The sequence below is a fragment of the Mycobacterium sp. genome, assembly GCF_965229105.1.
GTDB lineage: Bacteria > Actinomycetota > Actinomycetes > Mycobacteriales > Mycobacteriaceae > Mycobacterium.
Genome location: NZ_OZ245858.1, coordinates 6,604,978 through 6,621,622, shown reverse-complemented (window position 1 = coordinate 6,621,622; position 16,645 = coordinate 6,604,978). Strand labels below are relative to the sequence as shown.

The window sequence follows — 16,645 nt, the reverse complement described above, 5'->3', positions numbered from 1 at the left end:
TGTAAATGACCTCAGCGACCATTCCAGGTCTGGATACCGCACCGACGAAACATGAAGGGCTGCTCGCCTGGATTCAGGAGATCGCCGAGCTCACCCAGCCAGACCGGGTGGTGTTTGCTGACGGCTCCGAGGAAGAGTACGAGCGGCTGGCCGCGCAGCTCGTCGAGGTGGGCACCTTCCAGAAGCTGAACGACAAGAAGCAGCCGAACTCCTACCTCGCGCTGTCCGACCCGTCTGATGTCGCGCGCGTCGAATCGCGCACGTTCATCTGCTCGCAGCGCGAGATCGATGCCGGTCCGACCAACAACTGGATGGAACCCGCCGAGATGCGCGGGCTGATGACGGAGCTCTACCGGGGGTCGATGCGCGGCCGGACCATGTGGGTGGTGCCCTTCTGCATGGGCCCGCTTGAGGCGGAAGATCCCAAACTCGGTGTCGAGATCACCGATTCGGAATATGTCGTGGTCTCTATGCGCACCATGACCCGGATGGGCCAGGCGGCGCTGGACAAGATCGGCGACGACGGGTTCTTCGTCAAGGCGCTGCACTCGATCGGTGCCCCGTTGGCACCCGGCCAGGTGGACGTGCCGTGGCCGTGCAACGACACGAAATACATCAGCCACTTCCCGGAGACCCGCGAAATCTGGAGCTACGGTTCCGGTTACGGCGGCAACGCTCTGCTGGGCAAGAAGTGCTACTCCCTGCGCATCGCCTCGGCGATGGCCCACGATGAGGGCTGGCTCGCCGAACACATGCTGATCCTCAAGCTGATCAGCCCGGAGAACAAGGCGTACTTCATCGCCGCCGCTTTCCCGTCGGCGTGCGGTAAGACCAACCTTGCGATGTTGCAGCCCACCATCCCGGGCTGGCGGGCTGAGACCGTCGGTGACGATATCGCCTGGATGCGTTTCGGTAAGGACGGCAGGCTCTACGCGGTCAACCCCGAGTTCGGCTTCTTCGGTGTTGCGCCGGGCACCAACTGGGACTCCAACCCCAACGCGATGAAGACCATCGCCGCGGGCAACACCGTCTTCACCAATGTCGCCAAGACTGACGACGGCGACGTCTGGTGGGAGGGCCTGGAAGGTGAGCCCGACCACCTGATCGATTGGAAGGGTAACGACTGGAATCTGCGGGAGACGGAAAGCAAAGCGGCGCACCCGAACTCGCGCTACTGCACCCCGATCTCACAGTGCCCGACGTTGGCCCCGGAGTGGGATGACCCGCAGGGCGTGCCGATCTCGGCGATCCTGTTCGGCGGTCGCCGCAAGACGACCGTTCCGCTGATCACCCAGGCCCGCGACTGGCAGCACGGGGTCTTCATCGGCGCCACGCTGGGCTCGGAGACCACCGCCGCCGCCGAAGGCAAGGTCGGCACCGTCCGTCGTGACCCGATGGCCATGCTGCCGTTCCTCGGTTACAACGTCGGCGACTACTTCCAGCATTGGATCGACCTCGGCAAGAATGCCGACGAGTCCAAGATGCCCGCGGTGTTCTTCGTGAACTGGTTCCGCCGCGGCGACAACGGCCGCTTCCTGTGGCCAGGCTTCGGCGAGAACAGCCGGGTGCTCAAGTGGGCGATCGAGCGCATCGAGCACCAGGCCGAAGGCAAGAGCACCCCGATCGGCATCGTGCCGACCGCTGCGGATCTCGATCTCGACGGTCTTGATGTGGACGCCGCCGACGTCGACCTGGCGCTGGCCGTCAATGCCGACGAGTGGCGCCAGGAATTGCCGCTGATCGAAGAGTGGTTTGAATTTGTCGGCGAAAAGCTGCCGACCGGTATCAAGGACGAGTTCGACGCGCTCAAGACCCGACTGGCCGAAGAAGCGTAGGGATTACTCGGAGCCTCGGTGGGGCAGCCGAGGGGGCCATTCGGGTGAACGGGATTTCTCGCAGGCAGTGGTTGAGTGCTGTTGGTGTGGCCTCGGCCGCGGTTGTCGCCACGGCCTGTGGTTCGGGCGGGAACAGCACCACGGTCACCACGACGGTGACGGTGGCGGGCGCCCCGCCGGTGCCCGATCCGCCCGACAAAACTCCTGTCACCGACCCGGCGGTGGCGCTCACGCGTCTGATGGACGGCAACGCGCGATTCGTGAACAACGCGATGGAGCACCGCGGGCAGGACCCCGAGCACCGGTTGGACATCGCCACCGTCCAGCACCCGTTCGCCACCATCCTCACCTGCTCCGATTCCCGGTTGCCGCCTAACGTCATCTTCGATCAGGGGCTCGGCGAACTGTTTGTGGTGCGGGTTGCGGGCAATATCGTCGACCCGGCTCTGCTGGCCAGCGTGGAGTATGCGGTCGACCACCTGCACTCGCCGCTGGTCGTCGTCATGGGCCATGAGCTCTGCGGTGCGGTGTCGGCGACGATCGAAAGTCTGCATACCCGCCAGGCCCCGGCTGGGCATATTGGCAGCCTTGTCGACGCGATCGCGCCCGCGGTCGGTATCGCCCAACAGCGGCCAGGTGACCTGCTGGACAACACTATTCGCGTCAACGCCGAGATGTCGCGTGACGAAGTGTTGAAGTCGGAGTTGGTCAGCGCCGCGGTGGCCAAGGGCAAGACCAGGGTGCTCGCTGCCTACTACAGCTTCGACGACGGCATAGTCACCCTCCTGTGAACTCGGCCGAAAATGCGGGCCCTTGACACCTGTCAACTTTCCGCGTCGTAAAGTGCGTTAATGCAGATTCGTGAACACGCCGAAGCCAACCCGGACAAGCCCGCCATCATCATGTACCCGTCGGGGACGGTCGTGACCTTTGGCGAGCTGGAGGCGCGGGCAAACCACCTGGCGCATTACTTCCGTCAGGCCGGTCTGGTCGAAGGCGATGCCGTCGCGATACTGATGGAGAACAACGAACATTTTCATACCGCGATGTGGGCAGCGCGGCGCAGCGGGCTGTACTACGTCCCGATCAACACCCATCTGACCGCCGCCGAAGCGGCCTACATCATCGACAACAGCGCGGCCAAGGCCATCATCGGCTCGGCCAAGCTTTCCGACACGCTCTCTGGACTCGGTGCTGAACTCCCCAACGGACTACCGCCGGTCCTGCTCATCGCGGGCGGACAACTCGACGGGTGGCAGAGTTACCCCAATTGTGTTGCCGACCAGCCAGTTACGCCTATCGACGACGAGATCGAGGGCGATCTGCTGCAGTACTCCTCGGGTACCACCGGGCGCCCGAAGGGCATCAAACGGGCACTCCCGCACGTGCCACCGTCCGAGTCGCCCGGGCTGATGTCGGCTCTGGTGTCGTTCTGGATGCACCCCGAGGCGGTCTATCTCAGTCCCGCACCGCTGTACCACACGGCTCCCTCCGTCTGGTCAATGCAGACCCAGGCCGCCGGCATCACCACGGTGGTGATGGAAAAGTTCGACGCCGCAGGCGCATTGGATGTGATCGCCAAGCACCGGGTAACCCACGGACAGTTCGTTCCGGTGATGTTCACCCGCATGTTGAAGCTCCCAGAGGACGTCCGGACGTCCTACGACGTGTCGAGTCTCGAGCGCGTCATGCACGCGGCCGCACCGTGCCCCGTTGACATCAAGAAGCAGATGATCGACTGGTGGGGACCGATCGTCGACGAGTACTACGCCTCCTCGGAAGCGCACGGATCCACGCTGATCGGTGCCGAAGACTGGCTGACCCATCCGGGATCGGTCGGGCGGCCCATGGTGGGCAACCTTCATATCCTCGACGAGGATGGCAATGAGCTTCCGCCCGGCGAGGCCGGCGAGATCTACTTCGAGGGCGGCGTCGACTTCGAGTATCTCAACGACCCAGACAAGACGGCCAAGTCGCGTGACACGCGCGGTTGGAAAACGGTGGGCGACATCGGTTATGTCGATGAGGAAGGCTACCTGTACCTGACGGACCGGCGGCATCACATGATCATCTCCGGCGGGGTGAACATCTACCCCCAGGAAGCCGAGAACCTGCTCGTCACCCATCCGAAGGTGATGGACGCCGCGGTGTTCGGCATCCCCGACGACGAGATGGGCCAGGCCGTCAAGGGTGTGGTGCAGACCGTCGATCCTGCCGATGCCACTGACGAATTCGCTGCTGAGTTGGTGGCGTGGCTGCGGGATCGGCTGGCGCATTACAAATGCCCACGCACGATCTCCTTCGAGGCCGCCCTGCCGCGGACCGACACCGGCAAGCTCTACAAACAGACCCTGATTGAGAAGTACTCTCACCAGCCGTGACCGTCGCTCCACTGCGGGTCGTCGACCTGTCGGAACCGCCGCCCGAACCCGGGCCGGGGGCGGCCGACATCGTCATCGCCGTGGGCGACCCGACCCGCACCGGAGCCGAATACTGGTTGGATAACGCAACCTTCACCATCGTCGACCAACACAGTGACGACCGCAGGACCGTCTGGGTCTCATCGGTGGAGCAGGTACTCGCCGAGTTGCACGATCGAGTGGGGACGTGGCCGCAGGCCGCGGCGGTATGCGATGACGTGCTGCGTGCCATCGACGTCGACGCCCCCGCGTTCGCAGGGGTGATCGCCGAGTCGCTGGCCTATTCGACCCTGCAATCCGGGGCGGAGTTTGCAAACTGGCTCACGGACCGGGGGCCCGCCCGGCCCTTGGATCATCCGAATCCCGTGGTAGCTCAGCGAGATGGCGACACGGTGCGGATCAGTTTCAATCGGCCGCAGCGTCACAACGCGTTCAGCACCGATGCCCGCGCGGAGCTCCTTGCCCTGCTCAGTGTGGCGCAGCTGGACACCTCGGTGCGCGAGGTGGTGCTCAGCGGTAACGGCCCGTCCTTTTGCAGCGGTGGGGATCTCGCCGAGTTCGGCACCTTCACTGATCCGGCGACCGCGCACCTGGCCCGCACCCGCTACAGCCCGGCGCTGGTCCTCGACGAACTCACCGCGCGGCTCGGCCCGGCCTGCCGGGCTGAGGTACACGGCCAGGTCCTCGGCAGCGGTCTGGAGATGGCGGCGTTCTGCGGACATGTGATGTGCGCGCCCGATGCGACGCTGGGTCTGCCGGAACTGACGCTCGGGCTGATCCCCGGTGCTGGCGGCACCGTCAGCGTCACTCGCAGGATCGGGCGGTGGCGCACTGCATACCTGGTGTTGTCGGGACGGTTCATCAACCCGCAGACAGCGTTGGCATGGGGGCTGGTCGACGAGCTGCGCTAACTGGATCTGCGCAGCGTCACCCGGTAGGTGTACTGCTCGGGCAGGAAGTGGCTGACCGCCAACTCCACGGGGGTTCCTGCGGCATCGGAATACAACCGGTCCACCCGTAGCATCGGATGTCCCGCTGGGCAATCGACGCCGGCCGCCACCTCAGGGCTGGCGCTTGCCACCGTGATCGATTGTGCCGCTTGGGTGATGGGCTCCGGAAGATGCGGCTCCAACAGACCGATGATGGTGAATGTGCTGACTGCGCCATCAGCCAATTCAGGAGCCCGGAGCACAGTGGCCGCCACGGCTTCGGGCAGATGGACCCGGGTCATGACGAACGGTACGCCGCCGTGAAGGCGCCGGAACACCACCGAGTAGACGATATCGCCGTCGAGCCGGAGCCGGCTGGCGGCCTCGACGTCGACATGGCGGCGCAGACCAGAGCGGACCTCCATCGTGGTGTCTTCGGAGAAGGACATCAGATCCTCGATCGAGCCGAACTGGCGCAGGTAGCGTCCGCCGGCCTCGCTGGCGTAGGTGCCTCGCCCCGGCACCCGATACACCGCACCCTCGGCGACCAGATCCTGAAATGCCCGTCGCACTGTCTGGCGACTCACCCCGTGCTGCTCGACCAGTTCGGATTCGGTGGGCAACCGCGCGCCGTCGCTGTACACGCCCGCGGCGATCTGATCGCGAAGCTGTTGGCGCACTGTCTGATACGCGGGTGCCTCCTTCACCTCAGAGGCCGCCGCGTTTGACGAGCTGGGCGGCGATGACGTTGCGCTGGATTTCGTTGGTACCTTCGCCGACGATCATCAGCGGGGCGTCGCGGAAGTAGCGTTCGACGTCGTACTCGGTCGAGTAGCCGTAGCCGCCATGGATACGGACGGCGTTCAGCGCGATCTCCATCGCCGTCTCGGAGGCGAACAGTTTGGCCATCCCGGCTTCCATATCGGCGCGGCCGCCGCTGTCGTACCGGCGGGCGGCGTGCAAGGTGAGTTGGCGGGCAGCGGTGAGCTTGGTGGCCATTTCGGCGAGGTAATTGCCGATCGACTGGTGTTTCCAGATCGGCACGCCAAAACTCATCCGGCTCTGGGCGTAGGCCAGGGCATCGTCCAGCGCCGCGGTGGCCACCCCCAGGGCGCGCGAGGCGACTTGGATGCGGCCGGTTTCGAGGCCTTTCATCATCTGCGCGAAGCCTTGTCCCGGTTCACCGCCGAGGATGGCCGATGCGGGGGTGCGGTAGTCGTCGAAGGACAGTTCGCAGCTCTCGACGCCCTTGTAGCCGAGTTTGGGCAGGTCACGCGAGATACTCAGGCCCGGTCCGGGTTCGACGAGCACGACAGAGATGCCGCGGTGTTTGGGGTTGGCATCGGGGTCGGTCTTGGCCAGCAGGGCGATCAGCCCGGAGCGCCGCGCATTGGAGATCCACGTTTTCGACCCGTTGATGACCAGCTGGTCGCCGTCGGGGCGGGCGGTGGTGGTGATGGCTTGCAGGTCTGAACCGCCTGCCGGTTCGGTCAACGCCATGGTGGCGCGCAGTTCCCCGGTGGCCATCAGCGGCAGGTAGTGCTGTTTTTGTTCCTCGGTGCCGAACAGGGCCAGCAGTTTGGCGACGACGGTGTGTCCGCCCATCGCACCGGCCAGGCTCATCCAGCCGCGGGCGAGTTCCTGGGTGACCTCGACGTAGCAGGGCGTCGAGACCGGGGTGCCGCCGTATTCCTCGGGCACGGCCAGACCGAAGATGCCGAGGTGTTTCATCGCCTCGATCCACGCCTCGGGGTAGGTGTTGGCGTGCTCGACCTCGCGTACGGTCGGGCGGACATCGCGGTCGACGAATGCCCGCACCGTCGCCACCAGCATCTGCTCTTCATCACTGAGATCTACGTTCACCGGTGCGCGTCCTCGTTGCCGTCTATTTGTACGGCCATATTGACACACCCTCTGAAGTGCTGCGAACATCACCTCTCGTGACTTTGTACGGCCAAATTTCGGGCGGACCCTATTTCGACGACCTGACGGTGGGGCAGGTGTTCGACGGGGCGACGTCGATGACGTTGACCCAGGGCGCGGCGGCGGTGCACCAGTCGATCATCGGTGACCGGATGCGGCTACCGCTGGACGTCGCGCTGACCCACCAGGTGACGGGTGCGACGTCCGCGCTCGCCCACCCGGGGTTGGTCACCGACGTGGCGATCGGACAGAGCACGCTGGCCACACAGCGGGTGAAGGCCAATCTGTTCTACCGCGGCCTGACCTTCCACCGTTTTCCTGTCATCGGAGACACTATCTATACCCGCACGGAAGTGGTTGGCCTCAAACAGAATTCGACCAAACCGGGTCGTGCGGCCACCGGCTTGGCGGCGCTGCGGATGATCACCATCGACCAGGCTGACCGCCTCGTGCTGGATTTCTACCGCTGCGCAATGCTGCCGCTGAGTCCCGACGCCCCCGATACCGGTCATAACGATGACCTGTCGACGATCGGCGCAGACCATCCGGTGGCCGTCGATCCCACCGCAGATTGGGACGCCGAAGCGTTCCGGGCGCGCATACCGGGTCCTCATTTTGACGCCGGCGTGGCCGGGGAGGTTCTGCACAGCACCGGCGATGTTGTCAGCTGCGCCCCCGAGCTGGCCCGGATCAGCCTGAATATTGCTGCCACGCACCATGATTTGCGAGTGGGTGGCCAGCGTCTGGTGTACGGCGGGCACACCATCGGACTGGCGCTGGCGCAGGCCAGTCGACTGCTGCCGAATCTGGTGACGGTGCTGGGCTGGGAGTCGTGCGATCACACCGGCCCGGTCCACGAGGGGGACACCCTCTACAGCGAACTGCAGATCGAATCCGCCGAGCCCACCGGCGCCGGCGGTGTGCTGGGGTTGCGGTCACTGGTGTACGCCGTCGGTGAGCCCGATCGTCAGGTGCTGGACTGGCGGTTCACCGTCCGGGTGTTCTGAGGCTCACCCCCGCTCCGGCACAATAAGTCGATGGGTGCGCTCGGTATCGCCGACGGCGTGCTCAAGCGTGCCGGAGAGACAGCCGAGTTCATTGCGGCAGCCACCGGAGTGCCCATCGACGCGACCGAACTGCTGACCGGCCGCGCGGCCCTGTTGGGGTTATCGCCGCAGGGCCGGATTTCCGCCGGCGGTGCCACCCAGCTGGTGCGGGCCGTCGGCGGTTGGTGCGCGCTGACGCTGTCGCGGCCCGACGATATCGCCGCGGTGCCTGCCATGCTGGGCGCCGATGCGGTGCCCGCCGACCTGTGGCCGGCAATTCGCCGGTGGGCGATCCTGCGGACAGTGGCCGAGTTCGTCGATCGTGCCGCCCTGCTCGACCTGCCATTCGCGGCCCTTGGTGAGGCTGAGCCCACCGCGCCGCGCGTACTCGGCTGTGGCACAGCGGGTCCCGCTCGCGGCATCGAGGGCCTGCTGGTGGTCGATATGACGTCGATGTGGGCCGGACCGTTGTGCGCGCAGTTGTTGCGGCGGGCAGGCGCGACGGTGGTGAAGGTCGAGAGCCCCTCGCGGCCGGACGGCACCAGGGCCGGAGATCGGAGGTTCTTCGACTGGATGAACACCGGAAAGCTGAGCTATGCAGTGGATTTCGATGCCGATCGGCAAGCGGTGTGGGACTTGCTGGCCGTCGCCGATATCGTGCTCGAAGGATCCCGGCCTGCGACGCTTCACCGGCGCGGGCTCGGACCGCATGACTGCCCGCCCAGCCCGGGCCGGGTGTGGCTGTCCATCACCGGTCACGGCGGTGATACGCAACGGGTGGCCTTCGGTGATGACGCCGCGGTCGCGGGTGGGCTGGTCGAACATACCGACCACGGACCGGTCTTCATGGGCGATGCGATCGCGGACCCGCTGACCGGCCTGGCCGCGGCGGCAGCGGTGGTCGAGGCGCTGGCGCACGGCGGGGGAGTGCATATCGGTGTCGCGATGGCCGCTGTGGCCGCGACATACGTGTCAGCATCAGGTATTGCCACCCCTGCCGAACCGACAATGCCGCTAACCGCGCGACCCGCATCGGCCCTCGGCGCCGATAATGCGGCGGTGCGGCAGCTGGTCAGCGAAAGAGGTTGGACCTGATGCTGATCCGAGGCGCCCACCTACTCGATGGCGGGCTCGTCGATATCCGCACCGGCTCGAAAATCGTCGCGGTCGACGAGCATCTCGACCCCCGTCCCGGTGAGGACATCCTCGACGCGCACGGCGCGCTGGTGATACCCGGCCTGCACGATCACCACGTGCATATCCGCGCCGCCGCGGCTGCGGCCAGTTCGGTCCGGGCAGGACCACCCCAGGTTCGGTCCCGCGCCGAACTGGGCAGAGCACTCGCCTCCCTCGACGCCGACGGCGACGGCTGGATCCGGGCGGTGGGCTATCACGACAGCGTCGCAGGCCCGCTGGATCGCGATGCCCTGGACTCCATCACCGCGGCGATACCCGTTCGGGTGCAACACCGCAGCGGGGTGTTGTGGACGCTGAACTCGGCGGCGCTGGCGGCGATCGGTCAACCGGATCACCCTGACGGCCGGTTGCGCAGCGCCGATGCGGGATGGACCGACACCGTGCCGCGGCGCGCCGTCGGGCTGGCCGCATTCGGGAGTCGACTGGCCTCGTATGGCGTCACCGGAATCACCGATGCCACACCGGATCTGACGCAATCTGATGCCGGGCAGTTGGGGGCAGAACTCCCACAGCTCGTCCATCGGCTGAGCCCGGGCAAGCGGATTCTGCACGATGACCGGCTCGACCTCGACGACCTCACGTCCTGGGTGCGCAGTAGCCACGCCGACGGCACCCCGGTGGCAGTGCACTGTGTGACAGTTGCACAGCTGGTGGTGACGATGGCGGCATTGCGCACCGCCGGAACAATCTCCGCGGACCGGATCGAGCATGCGGCACTGGTTCCGGGGGACTGCCTGAGCGAGCTGGCGGACCTGGGGGTCACCGTCGTGACCCAACCGAACTTCGTCGCAGAGCGGGGCGAGGAGTACCTGGCCGATGTCCCCGCCGACGAATACGACCAACTCTGGCGGGTCAGTTCGCTGCTGGCGGCCGGTGTCCGGGTCGCGCTCTCGACGGATATGCCGTTCGGTCATGACGATCCATGGGCGGTGATGCGTGCGGCCGTACACCGAACCACCACCGGCGGCGCGGTGCTCGGACCTAGCGAATGTGTCTCGCCAAGAACCGCTCTGGAGATGTTCCTGGGCGCGCCGGGTGATCCGGCGGCGGCGCGCACCGTCGCACCCGGTCAACCCGGCGACCTCTGCCTGTTGGCCGCACCCCCCGATACTGTCCTGGCCGAGCTGGACGCCGGCCTGGTCGCCGCCACCATCATCGGCGGCCACCAGGTGCACCGCGTCTAGTGCGGTAACTCCCGGAACGGGGTATTGCGGTAGGGCTCCGGCTCTTTCGGCAGACCGAGTACGCGCTCCCCGACGATATTGCGCTGGATCTGATCGGTGCCACCACCGATCGAGGTGAAATACGCATTCAGGGTGCGGAAGGTGACGGCGTCGCCGACGGGATTGTCCGGACCGGCGAGCATCGATTCGGCGTCGACGATCTCGGTCTGCACGCGCGCCGTCTCATGCAGGATCCGCGACATGGCGATCTTGCCCAGCGCCATCAGGGTGGCTGCCTGTGCGCCGCCGGAAACCTTGGCCCGCTGCGTGTTCCACTTGTTGACTGCCACCAAGGCCTCGATGCGGGCGATCTGCTGGCGGGTATGGCTGTCGTCGAGTTTGTCGTAGGTCTTGGCCAGTGCCGCCAGGCTGTCCTTGTCTTCCTGTGGTTTGGTGGCGCCCTTGGTGGTGCGCGCCAGGTCGCCCATCAGGCGGCGCTCGTAGCCGAGGGCAGTCTGCAACACCGCCCAACCGCCGCCGAGCGGTCCGACCAGATTCTCCGCGGGCACATGTGCATCGGTGATGAACACCTCGTTGAATTCGGATTCACCGGTGATCTGATGGATGGGCCGGACCTCGACACCGGGTTGGCGCATCGGGAACATGAAGAAGCTGATCCCTTGGTGTTTGGGCACATCCCAGTCGGTGCGCGCCACCAGCAGGCCGTAGTCGGCGCCTGCGGCGAAGGAGGTCCAGACCTTCTGCCCGTTGACGATGAAACGGTCGCCATCGCGGTCGGCGCGCGTCCGTAGACCCGCAAGATCTGACCCGGCGCCCGGTTCGCTGTAGAGCAGACACCATTTGGTCTCACCGCGCAGCGACGGTGGGATAAGCCGCCGCTTCTGTTCCTCGGTGCCGGCGTCATACAGGGTGCAGGCAAACAGATTGGCTCGGTCATGGCCGGTGCCCGGTGCGCCGACCGCCGCGAACTCAGCTGCGACGACGCGGGATTCGGTATCACTGAGGCCCCGCCCGAACCATTCGGGTGCCCAGCTCGGTGCTGACCAGCCGGCGTCGAGCACAAGATCCGCCCAGCGGTTGCGGTCCATTCCCGGAGTCCAGTTGGCGGCCAGCCACTCCCGGGCTTCGGCGCGCACGCTATCGGTCACGTCAGGCTCCCTTGCGTCGAAGATAACGGTCGCGGTGATAGGCCGGCGAACCGAGTAGCTGGGCGTCGGTGCGGGCGCGACGCAGGTAGAGGTGCGCCGGATGCTCCCAGGTGAATCCGATTCCGCCGTGCACTTGGATGGTGGTCGCCGCGACAAAGACGTAGGCGTCCGAGCAATACGCCTGCGCCAGAGCCAGATCCGCCCAGCGCGACGGGTCATCAGTGTTCAAAGTGGAGGCGTCGAATGCGGCCGCGACATGGCGCGCTGCGGAAATCGCCGATTCCGCTTCGAGCAACATATCGGCGCACATGTGCTTGACCGCCTGGAAACTGCCGATGGCGCGGCCGAACTGCATACGGGTCCGCGCATAATCGACACCCAACTGCATGGCTCGCTGCGCTCCGCCGGCCTGCTCGCCAAGCAGCGCGACGGCAGCGTGATCCAGTGCGGCGGTGAACACCTCGATACCCGCACCGGGCGTGCCGACCGGGCGGGCAGGGACGTCGACGAACTCGACGCGGTACTGCTTACGGGTGGCGTCGATGGTGGCCAGTGCCGCGCAGCTGACCCCCGGTGCGCCGGTGTCGATCGCGAATGTCGATGGGCCGGCGTCGGTATCGGCCAGCACGTACAGTAGGTCGGCGGCGCCGGCGTCGAGGACGAACGTCTTCTGCCCGGTCACCGTCCATTGCCCGCCGATCGAGGCGGCGGCGGTGTCCACCCGGTGCGGCGGCCGGGTCGAGGTGTCTTCGGCGAACGCCAGGCTGGTGATGAGCTCGCCTGCCGCGATCCGGGGCAGGATTGTGGCCTGTTCGTCATCGTCACCCGATGCCGCCAGCAGCTGGGTGGTCAGGACCGCAGTGGAGAAGAACGGCCCGCCCAGCAGGGCCCGCCCCATCTCTTCCATCACGATGCCCATCTCGACGTGACCGGCCCCGGCCCCGCCGAAGTCCTCGGGCACCAGCAGCCCGAGCAGACCCATCGCGGCCAGCTCGGCCCAGATGTCCGCGTCGTGACCGGTGTCGGTCGCCATCAGTTCCCGGACTCGGGCCTGCGGCGAACGCGCCTCCAGAAACGCCGCAACGGTCTTCCGTAATGTGCGGTTCTCGTCGGTTTCTCGCACCACCATGCGACCACCGTCTCACAGCTCCTGGGTATTGCGGAACACACTCAGGACCCACGTGGTGCCGACTGACTAAGTGTCGGCCAGCGCCAACTTCAAGTGGGCGCACTGGCTGTCGAAAAACGACCGCGAGATGCTTGCCTTCGGGACGACCGCGTCGAAGCCGTGGAACGCGCCGGGAACGACCACCACCTCGCACGGCACGCCGGCAGCCTTGAGTGCGTCGGCATAGGCGAGATCTTCGTCGTGGAACAGGTCGTTGGAGCCCACGCCGATCCACGCTGGTGGCAGGCCGGCCAGGTCGGTGCGGCGCGACGGAACGGCCACCTCGGGGTCGGCGCCGCGCAGATATGCCGACCATCCCCAGCGGTTGGCGTCCCGGCTCCACATCCGGAAGTCGGCATCGGCCACATCGGCTCGAGCCGAGGACCGGTCGTCCAACATCGGGTAGACCAACAGTTGCAGCACCGGCGTGACCATCCCGCGGTCGCGGGCGGTGAAGGCCAACGCGGCAGCCAGCCCGCCACCGGCGCTGGCACCGCCGATAGCCACCTGGTCCGGATCGACGGCAGGCAGGCCCGCCAGCCAGGTCAGGGCGGCGTGGCAATCGTCGAGCGCTGCCGGATACGGATTCTCCGGGGCCAGCCGATAGTCGACAGCGGCGACCGTCAGACCGAGTTCCGCGGCGAACTGTTTGCACACCCGGTCATCCTGTTGGGCCGAGCCGATGAGGTACCCGCCGCCATGGATCCACAGCAGCGCCGGACCCGGTGCGGTCTGGCCCGGTGGCCGGTGCAGTCTGATGCGGATGCCGTCAGCTGTGGTCAGGACTTCCACACCGGGTGTGCGCCGCCGCTCCTGCAGCTTTTGCAGCGCCCTGGCGATCGGCAGCGTGCTCGGTCGGATCAAGTTGCGCGGAATCCAGCGCGCTGCCTTGCGCAACTCGGGGTGGATATCGGTGATCGTCACGGGCCCGACAGTACTGGGCCGTCATCCGTTCGGCTGGCGGGTCAGGGGTTGCCGTGATGAGGTGAGCACAATGGCACTCCATCAGCTTCCAGCCACCCCGGCGAATGTGCACTGGGGTTACTTCGATCCACGGCTCGCGCCGGCGCTGACCGTTGCCTCCGGCGATCTGATTGCCATCGAGACGCTGACCCATCACGCCGGGGACGCGCCCGATCTGTTGATGGACGCCGGCATCCGCGACGTCTTCGAACAGGTCCAGGACCGCGGTCCGGGCCCGCACCTGCTGACCGGACCAATCGCCGTGGCCGGAGCCGTACCCGGTGACGTGTTGCAGGTAGACATCCTGGAGGCGACGCCGCGCTTGCCGTACGGCTCGAACCTGGCGGCGCACTGGGGTTTTCTGTACGACGAGCTCGGCCATGAACGCGTAACCATCTACGAACTCGACACGTCTGCACAGCTGGGGCGGGCGTTGTTCGGCTACACCTGGACCACCACCCCGATCGCCGATGCGGCAGGCGTCGTGGTGGCTCCCGACAGCGTTGTGCGCGAACCGGCGCTGCCGGGCGTCGTGGTACCGCTTCGCCCGCATTTCGGCACGATGGGGGTGGCGCCCGCCGCCCCCGAGCGGGTCTCCTCGGTCCCGCCGGGCGATCACGGCGGCAATGTGGACAACTGGCGCATCGGAGCGGGCGGGCGGATGTACTACCCGGTGCAGGTGGCTGGTGCGCTGCTGTCCGTGGGTGATCCGCATGTCTCCCAGGGCGACGGTGAGATCAGCGGGACCGCGCTGGAGTCCTCACTGAACGGCCTGCTGCGGCTGACCATCCGGCGCGATCTGGCCCTGACGGTGCCGGTGCTGGAAACCGCCACCGAAGTGTTGGTGCATGGCTTCGGTGACACCTTGGACGAGGCGATGAAGGCGGCCGCCCTGCGCACGCTGAGCGTCCTGCAAACCCAATTCGGGTTGTCGCGTCCGGATGCCTATTCGTTCATGTCCGTCGCGGTCGACTTCACCGTCACCCAGGTGGTCGATCAGCGGCAAGGTGTCCATGGCCGCATCGACAAACGGTGCTTCCCCCGCTTCGGAGCTGCGATCCTATGAGCGGTAACGGTATTCGCGCATTCACCTTCACCCCGCTCGACGGTGTGCCGCCGGCCGTCGCGCCATTCGCGCACGCGACGGCGGCAGGGCAGACGCTGTATGTCACCGGTCAGATGCCGACCGATGTCACCGGTGCGCTGGTCGAAGGAGGTATCGCCGCCCAGACCGATCAGGTGCTGCGCAATCTGGTGCGGGTGACCGAGTTGTGCGGCGGTGCCCTGGCCGATGTGGTGTCGGTGCGGGCATACCTGATGGACTGGGCCGATTATGCGGTGTTCAACGCCGCGTATGCGGACTGGTTCCCCACCCGGTTACCGTCGCGCACCTGCGTGGGTACGACGGGGCTCGCGGTCGGCGCCCGCGTCGAAATCGATTGGGTGTGCTGGAAATCCGAGGGTTGGGACTGACGCCCCCTGGGTCGGTCAGCGGTCGTTCAGCAGGGCTTCGAAGGCGACCCGGTCACCGCGGTACAACGAGCGCACCACCTCGATCGGCCGGTCTTCGGTATCGACCGACCGGCGGTTGAGCCGCAGCATCGGCATGGCGGTGGTCGACTCGAGGAGTTCCGCCTCGCGGGGTGATGCCAGGACCGTCTCGATCCGTTCGACAGCGGCACCGAACACCACCCCCGACGCCCGGATGGCCGCATACAGCGATGTCGTCGGATCGAATGTGTGGTGCAGGAAACCGAATCGGTGCGGAGGCAGGTAACTACTCTCCAGCCCGATCCGCTGACCGTCGGCCAGCAGTACGCGTTCCAGGTGCATCACCGGTCCCCCGTCCGGGATATCCAGCGCTGCTGCGAGTTCCGCCGTTGCATCGATATCCTGCCAGGTGACCAGCAGGCGGCCAGGTTTGCGGCCCATCGTCTGGGCACCTTCGGTATAGGACTTCAGCGATAACGGCTGCACCAGTTTGGGTTTCGATACCACGGTGCCGCGCCCACGGCGTTCGATGCGGCCCTCGACCAACAATTCGTGCAGAGCCTGGCGCACCGTCTCGCGGGCGACGGTGAATCGAGCGGCGAGTTCACGTTCGGCCGGTACCGCGTCGCCCTCGGTGAGGTCGGCGAGAAGCTCCTCGACGGCCGTGCGCACGAGGTACGGCTTGGGCACCGGCTTGGGGCCGGGCGCGCTCATGTGGACTGTTCTGTGGATTGTTGTTGCCGCAGAACGCGTTCCGCGATGGCTAGCACATCATCGATTGTCGCACGTTTTGATGCCGGCGCCAGCGGATCTTTGGCGGCATCGTCGTAGCGCCGCAACCGCACAGCATCGGCCCACCACGGGTGCGCGACGAGCTCGGCGTCCACCCCCGCCCCACCCTGGGCCGTCAACGAGATGACCGAGGTCTCCGAGAGTCCATCGCGGTACGCAGGTTCGGTGGCCACCAGGTAGCGCTTGGCTGCGACGTGGGCCCCCGCCAGCCAGCCGACCCGATCGCCGAACCTGGCCGTCAGCCACTCGCGCGCGACGATGTCATGGCCGACCTGCGCCGGATTGGTGACGAGCGCGCTGTGCGCGACATCGTGCAGGGCACTCGCGAGGACAAGTTCGTCGTCGGCCCCGTCGGCGAGGGCACAGGCCGCCGCCAGCAGGGCGTGGTCGAGTTCGTCGACACTGTCCTCGTCCCAGACACCCCGTAGGGATGTCAGTACCGCCTCCGTTTGGGTCAGCACCGTTTCGTCCAGCACAGTCACGGCGCCAGCATAACCCCAATTGGTCTATACCAATTGTTAACCCGCTGTTCCAGCCCTCAACACATGC

16 protein-coding genes are annotated in these 16,645 nt (G+C 66.3%); 9 read left to right on the top strand and 7 right to left on the bottom strand.

What is annotated here, in order from left to right:
- Positions 1-5: 5 nt before the first annotated feature.
- From ADBZ9O_RS31175 to ADBZ9O_RS31160, 4 genes are read left to right on the top strand one after another with little or no spacing between them, the layout of a single operon-like run.
- A complete protein-coding gene (locus ADBZ9O_RS31175) occupies positions 6-1,835 on the top strand; it encodes a phosphoenolpyruvate carboxykinase (GTP) (protein ID WP_526527366.1) in 1,830 nt (609 codons plus the stop codon).
- A gap of 44 nt (positions 1,836-1,879) precedes the next feature.
- Positions 1,880-2,626 (top strand): carbonic anhydrase, encoded by a 747-nt coding sequence (locus ADBZ9O_RS31170; protein ID WP_526527365.1) that lies wholly within the window; start codon positions 1,880-1,882, stop codon positions 2,624-2,626.
- A gap of 60 nt (positions 2,627-2,686) precedes the next feature.
- On the top strand, positions 2,687-4,216 hold the full coding sequence (fadD4, locus tag ADBZ9O_RS31165; protein WP_526527364.1) for a fatty-acid--CoA ligase FadD4: 1,530 nt from the start codon (positions 2,687-2,689) through the stop codon (positions 4,214-4,216).
- Between the two features lie 11 nt (positions 4,217-4,227).
- The gene (locus tag ADBZ9O_RS31160) at positions 4,228-5,166 is read left to right on the top strand and encodes an enoyl-CoA hydratase/isomerase family protein (protein ID WP_526533708.1); all 939 of its coding nucleotides are present in this window, start codon (positions 4,228-4,230) and stop codon (positions 5,164-5,166) included.
- Here ADBZ9O_RS31160 and ADBZ9O_RS31155 read toward each other — a convergent pair.
- Together ADBZ9O_RS31155 and ADBZ9O_RS31150 are read right to left on the bottom strand one after the other, a co-directional pair.
- A complete protein-coding gene (locus ADBZ9O_RS31155) occupies positions 5,163-5,891 on the bottom strand; it encodes a GntR family transcriptional regulator (RefSeq protein ID WP_526527363.1) in 729 nt (242 codons plus the stop codon). The genes ADBZ9O_RS31160 and ADBZ9O_RS31155 overlap by 4 nt on opposite strands.
- A 1-nt stretch (position 5,892) precedes the next feature.
- Positions 5,893-7,017, bottom strand: coding sequence for an acyl-CoA dehydrogenase family protein (locus ADBZ9O_RS31150; protein ID WP_526533706.1), 1,125 nt, complete (start codon positions 7,015-7,017; stop codon positions 5,893-5,895).
- 188 nt (positions 7,018-7,205) lie between these two features.
- On the opposite strand from ADBZ9O_RS31150, the gene ADBZ9O_RS31145 reads away from it, so the two are divergent.
- Genes ADBZ9O_RS31145 through ADBZ9O_RS31135 form a run of 3 tightly spaced genes read left to right on the top strand, consistent with a single transcriptional unit; the run spans position 7,206 to position 10,534 of the window.
- The gene (locus ADBZ9O_RS31145) at positions 7,206-8,114 is read left to right on the top strand and encodes a hotdog family protein (protein ID WP_526533704.1); all 909 of its coding nucleotides are present in this window, start codon (positions 7,206-7,208) and stop codon (positions 8,112-8,114) included.
- A 30-nt stretch (positions 8,115-8,144) separates the two neighbouring features.
- A complete protein-coding gene (locus ADBZ9O_RS31140) occupies positions 8,145-9,248 on the top strand; it encodes a CoA transferase (protein ID WP_526527362.1) in 1,104 nt (367 codons plus the stop codon).
- Positions 9,248-10,534, top strand: a complete 1,287-nt coding sequence (locus tag ADBZ9O_RS31135; protein ID WP_526527361.1) for an amidohydrolase family protein — start codon at positions 9,248-9,250, stop codon at positions 10,532-10,534. The genes ADBZ9O_RS31140 and ADBZ9O_RS31135 overlap by 1 nt, the downstream gene beginning before the upstream one ends.
- Here ADBZ9O_RS31135 and ADBZ9O_RS31130 read toward each other — a convergent pair.
- From ADBZ9O_RS31130 to ADBZ9O_RS31120, 3 genes are all read right to left on the bottom strand, one after another.
- The gene (locus tag ADBZ9O_RS31130; protein ID WP_526533702.1) at positions 10,531-11,622 is read right to left on the bottom strand and encodes an acyl-CoA dehydrogenase family protein; all 1,092 of its coding nucleotides are present in this window, start codon (positions 11,620-11,622) and stop codon (positions 10,531-10,533) included. The two genes, ADBZ9O_RS31135 and ADBZ9O_RS31130, sit on opposite strands and share 4 nt — an antisense overlap.
- Positions 11,623-11,683: 61 nt before the next feature.
- Positions 11,684-12,811, bottom strand: a complete 1,128-nt coding sequence (locus tag ADBZ9O_RS31125; RefSeq protein WP_526527360.1) for an acyl-CoA dehydrogenase family protein — start codon at positions 12,809-12,811, stop codon at positions 11,684-11,686.
- A 66-nt stretch (positions 12,812-12,877) separates the two neighbouring features.
- Positions 12,878-13,774: an alpha/beta hydrolase gene (locus ADBZ9O_RS31120; RefSeq protein ID WP_526527359.1), complete on the bottom strand. Its 897-nt coding sequence runs from the start codon at positions 13,772-13,774 to the stop codon at positions 12,878-12,880.
- A gap of 70 nt (positions 13,775-13,844) precedes the next feature.
- On the opposite strand from ADBZ9O_RS31120, the gene ADBZ9O_RS31115 reads away from it, so the two are divergent.
- Positions 13,845-14,879: an acetamidase/formamidase family protein gene (locus ADBZ9O_RS31115; RefSeq protein WP_526527358.1), complete on the top strand. Its 1,035-nt coding sequence runs from the start codon at positions 13,845-13,847 to the stop codon at positions 14,877-14,879.
- Positions 14,876-15,286, top strand: a complete 411-nt coding sequence (locus ADBZ9O_RS31110; protein ID WP_526527357.1) for a RidA family protein — start codon at positions 14,876-14,878, stop codon at positions 15,284-15,286. Before ADBZ9O_RS31115 ends, ADBZ9O_RS31110 begins: the two co-directional genes overlap by 4 nt.
- 15 nt (positions 15,287-15,301) lie before the next feature.
- Here ADBZ9O_RS31110 and ADBZ9O_RS31105 read toward each other — a convergent pair whose 3' ends face one another.
- Positions 15,302-16,018 carry a GntR family transcriptional regulator gene (locus tag ADBZ9O_RS31105; protein WP_526527356.1) on the bottom strand — a complete coding sequence of 239 codons (717 nt, stop codon included), beginning with the start codon at positions 16,016-16,018 and terminating at the stop codon, positions 15,302-15,304.
- Positions 16,015-16,578: an HD family phosphohydrolase gene (locus ADBZ9O_RS31100; protein ID WP_526527355.1), complete on the bottom strand. Its 564-nt coding sequence runs from the start codon at positions 16,576-16,578 to the stop codon at positions 16,015-16,017. Before ADBZ9O_RS31100 ends, ADBZ9O_RS31105 begins: the two co-directional genes overlap by 4 nt.
- Positions 16,579-16,645: the final 67 nt, after the last annotated feature.

What these genes read in the sequence shown, in the direction of transcription:
- ADBZ9O_RS31175 (WP_526527366.1), top strand. Translation starts at nt 6, where the DNA reads ATGACCTCAGCGACCATTCCAGGTCTGGATACCGCACCGACGAAACAT.
- fadD4 (WP_526527364.1), top strand. Translation starts at nt 2,687, where the DNA reads ATGCAGATTCGTGAACACGCCGAAGCCAACCCGGACAAGCCCGCCATC.
- ADBZ9O_RS31150 (WP_526533706.1), bottom strand. Translation starts at nt 7,017, where the DNA reads ATGCTGGTGGCGACGGTGCGGGCATTCGTCGACCGCGATGTCCGCCCG.
- ADBZ9O_RS31145 (WP_526533704.1), top strand. Translation starts at nt 7,206, where the DNA reads ATGACGTTGACCCAGGGCGCGGCGGCGGTGCACCAGTCGATCATCGGT.
- ADBZ9O_RS31140 (WP_526527362.1), top strand. Translation starts at nt 8,145, where the DNA reads ATGGGTGCGCTCGGTATCGCCGACGGCGTGCTCAAGCGTGCCGGAGAG.
- ADBZ9O_RS31135 (WP_526527361.1), top strand. Translation starts at nt 9,248, where the DNA reads ATGCTGATCCGAGGCGCCCACCTACTCGATGGCGGGCTCGTCGATATC.
- ADBZ9O_RS31130 (WP_526533702.1), bottom strand. Translation starts at nt 11,622, where the DNA reads ATGGACCGCAACCGCTGGGCGGATCTTGTGCTCGACGCCGGCTGGTCA.
- ADBZ9O_RS31125 (WP_526527360.1), bottom strand. Translation starts at nt 12,811, where the DNA reads ATGGTGGTGCGAGAAACCGACGAGAACCGCACATTACGGAAGACCGTT.
- ADBZ9O_RS31115 (WP_526527358.1), top strand. Translation starts at nt 13,845, where the DNA reads ATGGCACTCCATCAGCTTCCAGCCACCCCGGCGAATGTGCACTGGGGT.
- ADBZ9O_RS31110 (WP_526527357.1), top strand. Translation starts at nt 14,876, where the DNA reads ATGAGCGGTAACGGTATTCGCGCATTCACCTTCACCCCGCTCGACGGT.
- ADBZ9O_RS31105 (WP_526527356.1), bottom strand. Translation starts at nt 16,018, where the DNA reads ATGAGCGCGCCCGGCCCCAAGCCGGTGCCCAAGCCGTACCTCGTGCGC.